Consider the following 13,306-nt stretch of genomic DNA (forward strand, 5'->3'; position numbering starts at 1 on the left):
AGGAGCGTTCTGTCGCGCAAGCCGAGACCCTCCGATGATCCGCCCGCTTCTCCTCCTTGCCGCCACGCTCGTGCCGCTCTCGGCCCAGGCCGGCGACGCCGCTCTGGGGCGCAAGAAGGCCACCGCCTGCCAGACCTGCCACGGGATGGACGGCCTCTCGAAGCTGCCGGAGGCACCGAACCTCGCCGGCCAGGTCGAGCCCTACCTGGTGAAGGCGCTGACCGAGTACCGCGACGGCAAGCGGCAGAACGAGATCATGAACGTGGTCGCCAAGGAGCTGTCGGACACCGATATCGCGAATCTGGCGGCGTATTATGCCGGCATCCAGATCGACGTGCTGCCGCCGGGGTAGAGGCCCTTCCCGCGCCCAACACCGTCATTGCGAGCGGAGCGAAGCAACCTAGGGAAACGCTACGTCCTAAGATCGCGCGCTGCCCTGGGTTGCTTCGCTGCGCTCGCAATGATGGAACAGGCCGGTTTCGGTTTTAGGACCGTGCGTAGCGAAGGCGGAGGCTAAAACTCTCTCGCAGATGAGGGAGAGCGCCTCACGAACGCAGCACCTCAATCGTCCATCTTCAGCGCCGCGATGAACGCCTCCTGCGGGATCTCCACGCGCCCGAACTGGCGCATCTTCTTCTTACCTTCCTTCTGCTTGTCCAAGAGCTTGCGCTTGCGCGAGATATCGCCGCCGTAGCACTTGGCGGTGACGTCCTTGGACAGGGCCTTGATCGTCTCGCGGGCGATGATCTTGCCGCCGATCGCCGCCTGGACCGGGATCTGGAACAGGTGGCGCGGGATCAGGTCCTTCAGCTTCTCGCACATCGCCCGGCCGCGCGATTCGGCGCGGGTGCGGTGGACCAGCATGGACAGGGCGTCCACCGGCTCGGCGTTGACCAAGAGCGACATCTTCACGAGGTCGCCCTCGCGGTAGTCGGAGACGTGGTAGTCGAACGAGGCGTAGCCCTTCGAGATCGACTTCAGCCGGTCGTAGAAATCGAACACCACCTCGTTCAGTGGCAGGTCGTAGACCACCATGGCGCGCTTGCCGACGTAGTTAAGGTCGATCTGGACGCCGCGGCGGTCCTGGCAGAGCTTGAGCACGCCGCCGAGATACTCGTCCGGCGTCAGGATCGTGGCGCGGATCCACGGCTCCTCGATCAGCTCGATCTTCATCACGTCCGGCATATCGGCCGGGTTGTGCAACTCCTTGAGCGTGCCGTCGCGCATCTTCAGCCGGTAGACGACCGACGGCGCGGTCGAGATCAGGTCGAGGTTGAACTCGCGCTCCAGCCGCTCCTGGATGATTTCCAGGTGTAGCAGGCCGAGGAAGCCACAGCGGAAGCCGAAGCCCAAAGCCGCCGAGCTTTCCATCTCGTAGGAGAACGACGCGTCGTTGAGCCGGAGCCGGCCCATGGCCGCGCGCAGGTTCTCGAACTCGGCGGCGTCCACCGGGAACAGGCCGCAGAACACCACCGCCTGGACCTCCTTGAAGCCCGGCAGCATCGAGGTGGTCTGGCGCTTGTCCTCGGTCAGCGTGTCGCCGACGCGGGTGTCGGCGACCTCCTTGATCGAGCCGGTGAAGAAGCCGACCTCGCCGGGGCCGAGCTCGCCGATCTCGGCCATCTTCGGCCGGAACACGCCGATCCGGTCGACGCCGTGGACGGCGTCGGCGCCCATCATCCGGATGGTCATGCCCTTCTTGAGCACGCCGTCGATGATGCGCACCAGCACGACGACGCCGAGATAGGCGTCGTACCAGCTGTCCACCAGCAGGGCCTTGAGCGGCGCGCTCCGGTCGCCCTTGGGCGGCGGCAGGCGGGTCACGATCGCCTCGAGCACCGCCTCGATGTTGAGCCCGGTCTTGGCCGAGATCGGCACGGCGTTGGAGGCGTCGAGGCCGATCACCTCCTCGATCTGCTCCTTCACGCGCTCGGGCTCGGCGGCCGGCAGGTCGACCTTGTTGAGGACCGGGACGATCTCGTGGTTGGCGTCGAGCGCCTGGTAGACGTTGGCCAGCGTCTGCGCCTCGACGCCCTGGGAGGCGTCCACCACAAGCAGGGAGCCCTCGCAGGCGGCGAGCGAACGCGACACTTCGTAGGCGAAGTCCACGTGGCCGGGCGTGTCCATCAGGTTGAGGATGTAATCCTTGCCGTCCTCGGCCCGGTATTCCAGGCGCACCGTCTGCGCCTTGATGGTGATGCCGCGCTCCTTCTCGATATCCATCGAGTCGAGCATCTGCTCGCTCATGTCGCGCAATGCCACGGTGCCGGTGGCCTGGATCAGCCGGTCCGCCAGGGTCGATTTGCCGTGGTCGATATGCGCGACGATCGAGAAGTTGCGGATGTTGTCGATCGGGGTTGTCATCGGCATTCCGTTCGGGCGCGCGACGGCGCGCACCGTCTGACGTCTGGGCGTGTTTGGATGGGTCGGCTCACGCGCGAGATAGCAGCGCCGCGGGAACGCGCCAAGCGTGCCAGCCGGGGCGTCGCGCGCTCGCCGCCGGAGTGGACACCGGTTCGACGCAAGCGGACGCGCCAAATCAGGAAAATAGCGTCCGCTCCCGTCGCAACGCGATCGGGAACCACACGGGCGGTCGGGCCGGCACGAACGATGAGACGGGAGCCGGAACGATCCGGCCCCCGCCTATCGGCAGCGTCCCGCCGGGTCCGGCGGATGTCAGGATCGATCAGCGACCGCGGTCGCGGATCAGGCGCTCGATCTCGGCCTCGCCGTGGGTGCGGGCCTTCGACTCGGTCGGGTGCTTCCGGTCCGAGCGCTGGTGGAGCTTGCCGTGCTTGCGAATGCTCCACTGGTACATCGCGCCGCTCTCGCCGACCGGCTGCACATCGAGGCTGAAAGGATAGGTGTCTGTCTGTGTGTCGCTCATCGCGCGGATATGGTGCACCCCGCCGCACTTCGCCATGCCCGGGCGCGATCTCCGGCGTTACGTTTGCACCGTACCGACACCGCCGCGTGCCTGTGCGGCCATGGCCACGAGGCTCTTGCGCAGGCCGCCCATATCCGTGACCCGGTCCGGGTAGACCACCCGCGCCGTCCGCTCGCCGGCCATCAGGTCCATGCCTTCCGGGTCGAGCCCGGTCAGCCGCCAGGACAGACCGGCATCGCCCCCGGTCGCCGCGGCGGCGTAAAGCGCCAGCGCGTCGGCATGGTCGGCATTCATATGCTCGACCGCCCCGCGTTCACCCGCCGCGATGGCTTCGGCGCCCGTCAGATCGAGGAGCAATTCTTCGCGGGTCAGCGTCGCGGCCTTGGCGAAACCACCGTTGAGGTGGCCGGCCTTCGCAGCCAAGGCGAAGAACCCGAAGTCCGGGAAGTCGGCGTAGAGCTTCGCCTTCGGATGGCGGGCCAGGAACCGCTCCCGCGCCCGCGCCTCGTTCGTCTGGACGGCCTCACCCACCACCGTGAGCCGCGGATGCGCCAGCGGATCACCCTTGCCGCCCTGCGAGAACAGCAGCGAGCAGCGCGGGTCGGCCAGCAGGTTGCGGGTATGCGCCGAGAGCCGCGACAGCAGCATCAATGGCGTGCCATCCTGGTCCGTGGCGATGGTGACCAGGGAGGCGAACGGCGTCCCATCCTGGTCCAACGTCGCCAGTGCGCCGGACCGGATGCTCCGCATCAGCATCCGCGACAGCCCGATGGCGTCGAAAGGGGCGTCCGCAGCGGGAAGCGGGCGGGCCGGCTCGCGCTGTTCCGACGCACCTGTGCTCGCCTTTGCCATCGGATCCCTTCCGTTTCGAACCACCGCCACAATCGCGCGCCACGGTAGCGATGCCGTAGCCAACGCACGAGCGCCACGGCCCGCGTCAGATCGGCCTTTATGGCCAAGCTATGACCGCCGCTCGCTTTTTCCGATCGACCGTACTAAAGCACCTGTCCCGTTGCGCGAACCGGGCGGCGCCGACACCGGCCCGGTTCGCACGTCCGCCTGCCCCTCGGGGGCCGGGACGAAGCGCGGCCCGTGCGAACAGCCGGGACCGCGCTTGAGCCCGTTCATTCAGGGATCGCGCATGCCAACCATCGCCCTCGTCGACGACGACCGGAATATTCTGACCTCCGTGTCGATCGCGCTTGAGACCGAAGGCTACCGCATCCAGACCTATACCGACGGCGCCTCCGCCCTCGACGGTCTGCGGCACTCCCCGCCGGATCTCGCGATCTTCGACATCAAGATGCCGCGCATGGACGGAATGGAGCTTCTCCGACGCCTGCGGCAGAAATCCGACCTTCCGGTGATCTTTTTGACGTCGAAGGACGAGGAGATCGACGAATTGTTCGGTCTCAAGATGGGCGCGGACGATTTCATCCATAAGCCGTTCTCGCAGCGCCTGCTGGTCGAGCGGGTCAAGGCGGTGCTGCGGCGCTTCGCCAAGGAGCCGGCCGGCGCCACCCCCCGGGGCGAGGCCGAGGTCGCGGCCCGCTCGCTGGAGCGCGGCTCGCTCATGATGGACCCCGAGCGCCACACCTGCACCTGGAAGGGCGAGCCGGTGACGCTCACCGTCACGGAATTCCTGATCCTCCAGGCGCTGGCCCATCGCCCCGGCGTCGTGAAGAGCCGCAACGCCCTGATGGATGCGGCCTATGACGATCAGGTCTATGTCGACGACCGCACCATCGACAGCCACATCAAGCGCCTGCGCAAAAAGTTCAAAGTGACCGATCAGAGCTTCGACATGATCGAGACGCTCTACGGCGTCGGCTACCGGTTCAAGGAGGCGTGATCCAAGGATCCGCTCCGTGACCGGCCGCACCCCCGCCCAAACCGAGGACGTGCAACCGCGCGCCTCGCTCACTCAGCTTCTCTCGCGCCCGCTGACCTGGCCTCGCGCCCTCTGGGACGCGATCGGCCAGCGCGCGTCGTCGAGCCTGACGCGCCGCATCGTCGTGCTCAATCTCGTCGGGCTGATCGCCCTGCTCGTCGGCTTCCTCTACCTGAACCAATTCCGGCAGGGCCTGATCCAGGCTCGGATCCAGAGCCTGGCGATCCAGGGCGAGATCATCGCGGGTGCCATCGCGGCCTCGGCCTCGGTCGACACCGACACGATCCAGATCGACCCCGACAAGCTGCTCCAGCAGCAGGCCGGCGAGTCCGCTGAGGAGGAATCACAGCCGCTTGCCTTCTCGCTGAACCCCGAGAAGGTGGCGCCGCTGCTCTCGCGCCTGGTGACGCCCACCGGCAACCGCGCCCGGGTCTATGACCAGGAAGGCGGTCTGCTGTTCGATACGCGAACGCTGTTCAAGCGCGGCGACGCCGGCCGCGGCGACCCGATTGCCGCCAAGCCGCACAAGGCCGGCATGCTGGAATCCGCTTTCCAGGCGGTCCAGGCGAAACTGAGCGCCCTGTTCGGCAGCCGGTCGAGCCAGCCCGAGGAGACAGGGCCGGTGAATGGTCATTCGCTGCGCGAAGTCCAGGCGGCGCTCAACGGCAACCGTGGCAGCCTGGTCCGCCGCAACGCGCTCGGCGAGACCACCGTATCGGTGGCGGTGCCGATCCATCGCGCCGGGTCGGTGCGCGGCGCGCTGCTGATCTCGACGCAGGGCGATGCCATCGACCGGGTGATCGCCTCGGAGCGTTTCGGCCTGCTCCAGGTGTTTCTGGTCGCCTCGGCGGTGATGGTGGTGCTGTCGGCCCTGCTGGCCGGAGCGATCGCGGGTCCGGTCCGGCGCCTCGCGGAAGCCGCCGAGAAGGTGCGGATGGGGATCAAGACCCGGGAAGAGATTCCCGACTTCACCCAGCGCACCGACGAGATCGGCCACCTGTCCGGGGCCTTGCGGGACATGACCCAGGCGCTCTACCGGCGCATCGACGCCATCGAGAGCTTTGCCGCGGATGTCAGCCACGAGCTCAAGAATCCGCTGACTTCGCTGCGCAGCGCCGTCGAGACGCTGCCGCTGGCGAAATCGGATGATTCGCGCGGCCGGCTGATGGCGATCATCCAGCACGACGTGAAGCGCCTCGACCGGCTGATCAGCGACATCGCCGACGCCTCCCGCCTCGACGCCGAGCTGGCCCGCGCCGAGGCGCGCCGGGTGGATCTCAAGAAGTTGCTGACGACGGTGGTCTCGGTGGCGAATGAGCGCCGTCGTCCGAAGGATTGTCTGATTCAGCTCGATGTCGAGCCGATCCCGGACCAGGACGCTCCCTTCACGGTGATCGGCCACGACAGCCGGCTGGGCCAGGTCGTCAACAATCTGCTCGATAACGCCCGGTCGTTCTCGCCCACCGAGGCCAAGGTTCGGGTCGCGCTGCGCCGGGTCCGTGGCGAGGTCGAACTGGTCTGCGAGGACGAGGGCCCGGGTATTCCTGAGCACGCCCTGGAGCGGATCTTCGAGCGCTTCTACACCGACCGGCCCGAGCAGGGCTTCGGTCAGAATTCTGGGCTCGGCCTGTCGATCTCCCGCCAGATCGTCCAAGCCCATCGCGGGACGATCCGCGCCGAGAACCGCCCCGGCGCTCCCGACGAGGATGGTGAGCCCACGGTGCGCGGCGCCCGCTTCACCGTCCGTCTGCCCGCAGCGCCCCGCCAGCTCCACGCGTGATGTCGACGATACACGCCGCCTGCATCGCCCTGGGCGATGCAGGTATCCTGATTCGCGGCCCATCCGGCTCGGGCAAGTCGAGTCTGGCGGTGCTGCTCGCGTCCGAGGCCGACGGTGCATTCGTGGCGGACGACCGGGTTCTGTGCGACCGGCGCGGCGATCTCCTCTCGGCCCGGGCCCAAGAGGCGCTGTGCGGTCAGGTCGAGATCCGCGGCCAGGGGATCCTGTCCGTCGCCGATCTCGGCCTCGCAATCCGCCCCGAGGCGATCGTGCGCTTGACCATCGACCTCGCTGCGGAATCGCCCCGGCTGCCCGAGCCGCCAGCGGATGCCGAAATATTGGGTCTTTCAATACCCCGCCTGATTCTCGACCGAGGCGTGCGGCGCGCCGGATTAGCGCCGCTGCTGATTCGTGCGGCACTGCGGAAGCAGCGGCCGTGACTTCGCAGCCGCACACACCGTTGATTCGCTTTAGGGTGGCGAGACCCCGTAGCGCCCGGGCAGCCAGCATGGCATGATCGCGGCAATGTCCGAGCAAAAACGTCGCGATCGCCTTGTTGGGACCTGTGCATTGCACAACATGGCGGCAGACAGAGGACGTTGGAACACGTGTCGATGATTGGCATGGTGCTCGTCACTCACGGGCTATTGGCGACCGAATTCAAGGCCGCCCTGGAGCACGTGGTCGGCCCGCAGGATCAGATCGAGACGATCACGATCGGGCCGGAAGACGATATGGAATTGCGACGCCGGGACATCATGTCCGCGGTCTGTCGCGTCAACACCGGTGACGGTGTGGTGGTGCTCACCGACATGTTTGGCGGCACGCCCTCGAACCTTGCGCTCTCCTGTATGAATGGCGGCTCGGTCGAGGTGGTGGCGGGAATCAACCTGCCCATGCTGATCAAGCTGGCGAGCGTCCGCGACGAGGAGAATCTCGGCGACGCCGTCCTTCATGCCCAGGAAGCGGGTCGCAAGTACATCAACGTCGCTTCGCGCGTTCTCGCCGGTAAATAACGCGGTTTCAGCCTTCGATGATTGCCGCCTCCGGGAGGGGCCGGCGCGACGTGGCGGTGATGCCCGCGGAGGCTGCGATGACCAGCCCGATCGCGAGCCACTGAATGGCACCGAGCCGCTCACCCAGCAGCGTGAAGCCGAGGCAGGCGGCCACCGCTGGCTCCAGGCTCATCAGCACGCCGAATCTTCTGCGGTCGAGGCGCCGCAGGGCGAACATTTCCAGCGAGTAGGGCAGGGCGCTCGACATCAGCGCCACGGTAAGCCCGGCAACAAGGATTCCCGGCGCGAGCAGATCCAGCCCGGCCTCCGCGAAGCCGAACGGCGCCACCACTACGGCCGCCATCAGCATGCCCAGTGACACGGCCTGGCCGCCATCGATTCGACCTGCCCGCTGACCGAACAGGATGTAGAGCGCCCAGGCCAGCGCCGCCCCGAGGGCGAGGGCGACGCCGAGCGGATCCAAGGGGCTCGTCGGCGAGACCGGCAGGAGAAGCCCCAGCCCGAGCACGGCAACGCCGATCCACAGGAAGTCGGTTATGCGGCGCGATGCGAGCAGCGCGATGGCGAGGGGCCCGGCGAACTCGATCGCCACCGCCGGCCCCAGCGGGAGGCGCGCGATCGCCAGGTAGAACAGCAGGTTCATCAGCCCCAGGGTGACGCCGTAGAGCGCGATCCACCCGGCCTCGCGGCGCGCCAGGCTGCGCCGCCACGGACGCCAGACGGCGATCAGCATCAGAGCCGAGAAACCCACCCGCAGGGCCGAGGTCCCGGCCGCACCCACGGCTGGGAAGAGGCTCTTGGCGACCGTTGCGCCGTATTGCAGCGAGACCATGCCGGCCACCAGGGCGGCGACCGGGAGGAGGACCGAAACCGGCCCTCGCTCCGCAATGGCGCTCACAGAATGAACCGGCTCAGATCGGCGTTGGCTGCCAGATCCTCGACCCGGGCTCGCACATAGGCGGCGTCGATCGGGACCGTTTCGCCGGAGCGGTCGGTGGCCGTGAACGAGATCTCGTCGATCACCCGCTCCAGCACGGTCTGCAGGCGGCGGGCGCCGATATTCTCGACGGACGAGTTCACCTCGACGGCGACCCGGGCGAGCGCGTCGACGGCATCGTCCGTGAAGGTGAGCGTCACGCCCTCGGTCTGCATCAACGCGACCGTCTGCTTGAGCAGGCTGGCCTCGGTGGAGGTCAGGATCTGGCGGAAATCGTCCACCGTCAGCGGCTGCAGCTCGACGCGGATCGGCAGCCGGCCCTGGAGCTCGGGCAGGAGGTCGGACGGCTTCGAGACGTGAAAGGCGCCCGAGGCGATGAACAGCACGTGGTCGGTCTTCACCGGGCCGTGCTTGGTCGCCACCGTGGTCCCCTCGATCAGCGGCAGCAGGTCGCGCTGCACGCCCTCGCGGGAGACGTCACCGGAGGAACGGCCCTCGCGGGCGCAGATCTTGTCGATCTCGTCGAGGAAGACGATGCCGTTGTTCTCGACCTCGCGGATCGCCTCGCGAATCAGCGCGTCGTCATCCACCAGTTTGTCGGATTCCTCGGCGAGCAGGGGCGCGTAGGCGTCCCGCACCAGCACCCTGCGCGGCTTGCCGCGCTGGCCCCCCAGCGCCTTGCCGAGCACGTCGCCGATATTGATCGCCCCCATGGAGGCGCCCGGCATGCCGGGAATCTCGAACATCGGCAGGCCGGCGGGGGCACCCGAGGCCAACTCCAGCTCGACTTCCTTGTCGTCGAGCTCGCTGTCGCGGAGCTTCCGCCGGAAGCTGTCGCGGGTCGCCTGGCTGGCGGTCGGACCAACGAGCGCGTCGAGGATGCGATTCTCGGCGGCGGCCTCGGCCTTGGCCTTCACGGTCTCGCGTTTGGCCTGCCGGGTCAGGCCGATCGCGACCTCCACAAGGTCGCGAACGATCTGCTCCACGTCGCGGCCGACATAGCCGACCTCGGTGAACTTGGTCGCCTCGATCTTCAGGAACGGGGCGTTGGCCAGCCGGGCGAGACGCCGGGCGATCTCAGTCTTGCCGCAACCGGTCGGCCCGATCATCAGGATGTTCTTGGGCGCCACCTCCTCGCGGAGCGGGCCGGTCAGCTGCTGACGGCGCCAGCGGTTGCGGAGCGCGATCGCGACGGCGCGCTTGGCATCCTGCTGCCCGACGATGAAGCGATCGAGTTCGGACACGATCTCGCGGGGAGAGAACGTCGTCACCGCTGTGCCATCCTGTGTTTCCCGGCCCAAAGAAACCGTGGGCCAGGGCGGGAATGGGGTCGCGGCGCGCGCGACGCAAGAGGCGGCGCGCGGCCGCAGGTTCGCCGAGCGCTCCCTTAGTGCCCGGCCGGCGTCGCCGTTGCGCCGGGCTTGTCGTGCGTTCCGAACCGCTCGACCAGGGTCGCGCTGGCGGCGTTCAGGCCGACGACCTCGACGATTCGCCCGCGGTTGCGCGCCTTCAGGACGACCCGGTCGAGGGCCCCCACGGCCGAGATGTCCCAGAAATGCGCGTCCCGCACGTCGATGACGACGCGATCCACCGGCTCCAGCATGTCGATCGCGTCCGAGAAGGTGCCGGCCGAGGCGAAGAACACCTGCCCGGCGACCCGGTAGGTCCGGGTCCGGCCGTCCTCCGAGAGCGTGGGGATCACCTGGCTGAGCCGCGACACCTTGCCGGCGAAGAACACGCCGGACAGCAGCACGCCGGCCAGGACGCCCTGGGCCAGGTCCTTGGTGGCGACCACGACCAGGACGGTCGCCAGCATCACCGCCGAGGAGGGCAGCGGGTTGGTCCGCAGCTGCGCCAGCGAGCGCCAGGAGAAGGTGTTGAGCGACACCATGATCATCACCGCCGTCAGGGCCGCCACCGGCACCACCGCCAGCAGGTCCTGCAGCGCCACGAGGAGGAGCAGCAGGAAGGCGCCCGCGACCAGCGTCGACAACCGGCCCCGGGCGCCCGAGGAGACGTTGATCACCGATTGCCCGATCATCGCGCAGCCGCCCATGCCGCCGAACACGGCCGACGCCATGTTGGCGACGCCCTGGCCCATGCATTCGCGGTTCTTGTCGCTGCCGGTATCGGTCAGGTCGTCGACGATCTGCGCGGTGAGCAGGCTCTCCAACAGGCCGACGGCGGCGAGCGTAGCGGCGTAGGGCAGCAGGATCCGCAGGGTCTCGAAGGTGAACGGCACGTCCGGCAGGGCAAAGCTCGGCAGCGTCGAGGGCAGGGCGCCCAGATGCGAGACCGTGCGCACGTCGAGATGGAAGATCGCCGTCACCGCGGTCAGCACCGCGATCGCCACGAGCGGCGAGGGCACCGCCTTGGTGATCCGGGGGAACCCGTAGATGATCGCGAGCCCGAGGGCGATCAGCCCGTAGGTCGCCGGCGTGACGCCGGTCAGCTCGGGAAGCTGCGCCAGGAAGATCAGGATCGCCAGCGCGTTGACGAAGCCGGTCATCACCGATTGCGAGACGAACCGCATCAGCCGGCCGAGCTTGAGCAGGCCGGCCAAGATCTGGATCACGCCCATGAGGATGGTGGCGGCGAACAGGTATTGCACGCCGTGCTCGCGAACGAGATCGATCATGACCACCGCGGTGGCGGCGGTGGCGGCCGAGATCATCGCCGGCCGGCCGCCGGCGAAGGCGATCGCGCAGGCGATGACGACCGAGGCGTAGAGCCCGACCTTGGGATCGACCCCGGCGATGACCGAGAAGCCGATGGCTTCCGGGATCAGCGCCAGGGCGACGACGATCCCCGAGAGGGTATCGCCGCGGATGTTGGACACCCACGACCCCAGAGGGCCGGCGGTTCCGGTTGAACTTTGTTGCATGATGACGAGAATCCGCACGAGACGCACGTCCGCTCGATTGGCGGATGGTGGGGCGTCTCGGATGCGTGGTCCGGCGGATCGGCGGCCGGAAGAGCCACCCGGGCTTTCACCGGGTCCTTGCGAATGCCGCGACCCATACGGGGCATTGCGCTGCGACGCAACATCGGACTGCGTCAGGCCGCCCGCACCAGCGCCACGAAGCCCGCGACCTCGCTGCCCAGTCCATCCGATCGGCGGGCGATGTCTGCAGCGGCGTCGAGGACCTGGCCTGCGCTGGCGCCGGTCTCATGGGCAGCGCCGAGCACCAGCGTCATGGTCTCGGTCACCGCGCGGGTGCCGCTGGCCGCCTCGGCGATGCTGCGAGCGATCTCCTGCGTCGCGAGCTGCTGCTCCTCCACGGCCGCAGCGACGCCGATCGCGATCCCGTGGACCTGTTCGATCGTGCCGCCGATCTCCTCGATGGCGGTGACGGCCTCATGCGTTGCCGCGCGCATCGTGGCGATCTGCCCGGCGATCTCGTCCGTCGCCCGGGCGGTCTGGGTCGCCAGCGCTTTCACCTCGGTTGCCACCACCGCAAAGCCGCGCCCGGCCTCACCGGCGCGGGCGGCCTCGATGGTGGCGTTCAACGCAAGCAGGTTGGTCTGCCCGGCGATGGTCGAGATCGGCGATATCACCTGCCCGATGCCGTCGGCGCTGCGGGCGAGCGCCTGGACGCTGGCCCGGGTCCGCCGGGTCGCCTCGACGGCGCCCGCGGCAGCCTCGGAGGTGTGAGAGACCTGAACGCCGATCTCGCTGGCCGTTGCGGCGAGCTCTTCGGTGGCGGCGGCCACGGCTTCGACATTGTGCGCGGTGGTCTCGGCAGCCCGGGTGACGGCCCGGGATTGCTGATCGGTCCGCTCGGCATTGCCGGCCATGGCGGCGGCGGCACGCTCCATGTCGGCGGCTGCGCCAGCGAGGTGGCCGACCAAGCCGCCGATGCTGCCCTCGAACTGGTCAGCCAGCCCGACCATCTCGGCGCGCTTGTCGGTCGTGGCCTGCGCACCAGTGCGCTCGCGCTCCAGTCGGAGATCTTCGGCCTCGCGCATCGTCTTCGCGAAAACCGCCATGCTCGTCCAGATCGCGCCGATCTCGTCGCGCCCAGCCTTGATCGCCGGGAGCGTCAGGTCGCCGCGCGAGAGGCGCTGGATCGCCTCGGAGACGGCCCGCAACGGCCGGGCGATCTGGCGCTGCCCCACCAGGAGACCGAAAGCTCCGCAGGCGACCGTACCCAAGAGAGCGAGCCCGAGCAGCAGGCGCATCCGGGCCTGGAAGAGATCCCGGGTCTCGGCTTTGACCGTGGCCATCTCGGCGCGGCCGCGGCTCACCAGCGCGTCGATGCTGGCCTGAAACGCCTTGCGGTTGGCCCGGTTCACGTCATTGAAGCCCAGATCGGCCGCAGCGCGCGGGCTTATCGTTTCGCCAGCTTGGGCGATCGCAGTCCGCATCGCTCGATAGGCATCGGCGTTGCGCGTCATCGCGTCGAAGAGCGGGCGCTCGTCCGCGGTCACCAGGGGCGCCCAAGCCGCACGGAGCGCATCCATGTCGGCGAGGCCCTTGCGGACACCCGCGGCATATTTCGCCGCCTCCGATGTGTCGGCTGCGGCGTAGACCCCCCGAGAATCCATCGTCACCTCCGCGGCGAGGCGATTGAAGTTCGCCGCGTTGAGCGCACGGGTCGAAGCCCCCTCGACCTGCGCCAGGGAGTCCTCGAAGCTTTGAAGCGTCGCGACGCTGACGCCCGCGACAACCAGTGTCGTCAGACTGCAGGCGCCCACAAAGGCCAGGAGTTTCCCGCCGATATTCATTTTATTTCCAGCCCAAGCCTTTGTTGGGCTGAGACTAGGCAGGATTGTTCAATACGGCGTTAATCAT

The 13,306-nt window shown here is 68.1% G+C and carries 12 protein-coding genes and 1 other annotated feature; of the genes, 5 read left to right on the plus strand and 7 right to left on the minus strand.

Annotated elements, in window-relative coordinates; translation table 11 throughout:
* The first annotated feature begins 34 nt into the window (after nucleotides 1-34).
* A complete protein-coding gene (locus tag MKK65_RS30910) occupies nucleotides 35-352 on the plus strand; it encodes a c-type cytochrome (protein WP_243962014.1) in 318 nt (105 codons plus the stop codon).
* A gap of 209 nt (nucleotides 353-561) precedes the next feature.
* Here the strand turns inward: MKK65_RS30910 and lepA are convergent, their stop codons facing one another.
* The 3 genes from lepA to MKK65_RS30925 all read right to left on the minus strand — a co-directional run bounded on the left by lepA (nucleotide 562) and on the right by MKK65_RS30925 (nucleotide 3,739).
* Nucleotides 562-2,364, minus strand: coding sequence for a translation elongation factor 4 (gene lepA, locus MKK65_RS30915; protein WP_147938642.1), 1,803 nt, complete (start codon nucleotides 2,362-2,364; stop codon nucleotides 562-564).
* Between the two features lie 322 nt (nucleotides 2,365-2,686).
* Nucleotides 2,687-2,887 (minus strand): hypothetical protein, encoded by a 201-nt coding sequence (locus MKK65_RS30920; RefSeq protein WP_058192769.1) that lies wholly within the window; start codon nucleotides 2,885-2,887, stop codon nucleotides 2,687-2,689.
* A 57-nt stretch (nucleotides 2,888-2,944) separates the two neighbouring features.
* Nucleotides 2,945-3,739 (minus strand): HugZ family protein, encoded by a 795-nt coding sequence (locus MKK65_RS30925; RefSeq protein WP_243962016.1) that lies wholly within the window; start codon nucleotides 3,737-3,739, stop codon nucleotides 2,945-2,947.
* A gap of 289 nt (nucleotides 3,740-4,028) precedes the next feature.
* Here MKK65_RS30925 and MKK65_RS30930 point away from each other — a divergent pair, with 289 nt between their 5' ends.
* From MKK65_RS30930 to MKK65_RS30945, 4 genes are all read left to right on the plus strand, one after another.
* Nucleotides 4,029-4,739, plus strand: a complete 711-nt coding sequence (locus tag MKK65_RS30930; RefSeq protein WP_058192712.1) for a response regulator transcription factor — start codon at nucleotides 4,029-4,031, stop codon at nucleotides 4,737-4,739.
* 49 nt (nucleotides 4,740-4,788) lie between these two features.
* Nucleotides 4,789-6,558: a stimulus-sensing domain-containing protein gene (locus tag MKK65_RS30935; RefSeq protein ID WP_409565526.1), complete on the plus strand. Its 1,770-nt coding sequence runs from the start codon at nucleotides 4,789-4,791 to the stop codon at nucleotides 6,556-6,558.
* The gene (locus tag MKK65_RS30940; RefSeq protein ID WP_243962018.1) at nucleotides 6,558-6,998 is read left to right on the plus strand and encodes an HPr kinase/phosphorylase; all 441 of its coding nucleotides are present in this window, start codon (nucleotides 6,558-6,560) and stop codon (nucleotides 6,996-6,998) included. Before MKK65_RS30935 ends, MKK65_RS30940 begins: the two co-directional genes overlap by 1 nt.
* Before the next feature lie 174 nt (nucleotides 6,999-7,172).
* Complete coding sequence (locus MKK65_RS30945; protein ID WP_007561549.1) at nucleotides 7,173-7,574, plus strand: PTS sugar transporter subunit IIA; 402 nt, start codon at nucleotides 7,173-7,175, stop codon at nucleotides 7,572-7,574.
* 7 nt (nucleotides 7,575-7,581) lie between these two features.
* Here MKK65_RS30945 and MKK65_RS30950 read toward each other — a convergent pair whose 3' ends face one another.
* The 4 genes from MKK65_RS30950 to MKK65_RS30965 all read right to left on the minus strand — a co-directional run bounded on the left by MKK65_RS30950 (nucleotide 7,582) and on the right by MKK65_RS30965 (nucleotide 13,239).
* The gene (locus tag MKK65_RS30950; RefSeq protein ID WP_279597060.1) at nucleotides 7,582-8,406 is read right to left on the minus strand and encodes a DMT family transporter; all 825 of its coding nucleotides are present in this window, start codon (nucleotides 8,404-8,406) and stop codon (nucleotides 7,582-7,584) included.
* A gap of 62 nt (nucleotides 8,407-8,468) precedes the next feature.
* Nucleotides 8,469-9,782, minus strand: coding sequence for an ATP-dependent protease ATPase subunit HslU (gene hslU / locus MKK65_RS30955; RefSeq protein WP_058192715.1), 1,314 nt, complete (start codon nucleotides 9,780-9,782; stop codon nucleotides 8,469-8,471).
* Between the two features lie 116 nt (nucleotides 9,783-9,898).
* Entirely contained in the window at nucleotides 9,899-11,395 is a 1,497-nt protein-coding gene (locus MKK65_RS30960; protein ID WP_243962022.1) for a SulP family inorganic anion transporter, read from the minus strand.
* 64 nt (nucleotides 11,396-11,459) lie between these two features.
* Nucleotides 11,460-11,515: a sequence feature (sul1 is cis-regulatory element that is thought to sense ions involved in sulfur or methionine metabolism; They are found in Alphaproteobacteria), on the minus strand.
* Nucleotides 11,516-11,568: 53 nt separating this feature from the next.
* Nucleotides 11,569-13,239, minus strand: a complete 1,671-nt coding sequence (locus MKK65_RS30965) for a methyl-accepting chemotaxis protein (protein WP_243962024.1) — start codon at nucleotides 13,237-13,239, stop codon at nucleotides 11,569-11,571.
* Nucleotides 13,240-13,306 lie beyond the last annotated feature (67 nt).

The sequence above is a fragment of the Methylobacterium sp. J-001 genome, assembly GCF_022829565.1.
Classification (GTDB): Bacteria; Pseudomonadota; Alphaproteobacteria; order Rhizobiales; family Beijerinckiaceae; genus Methylobacterium.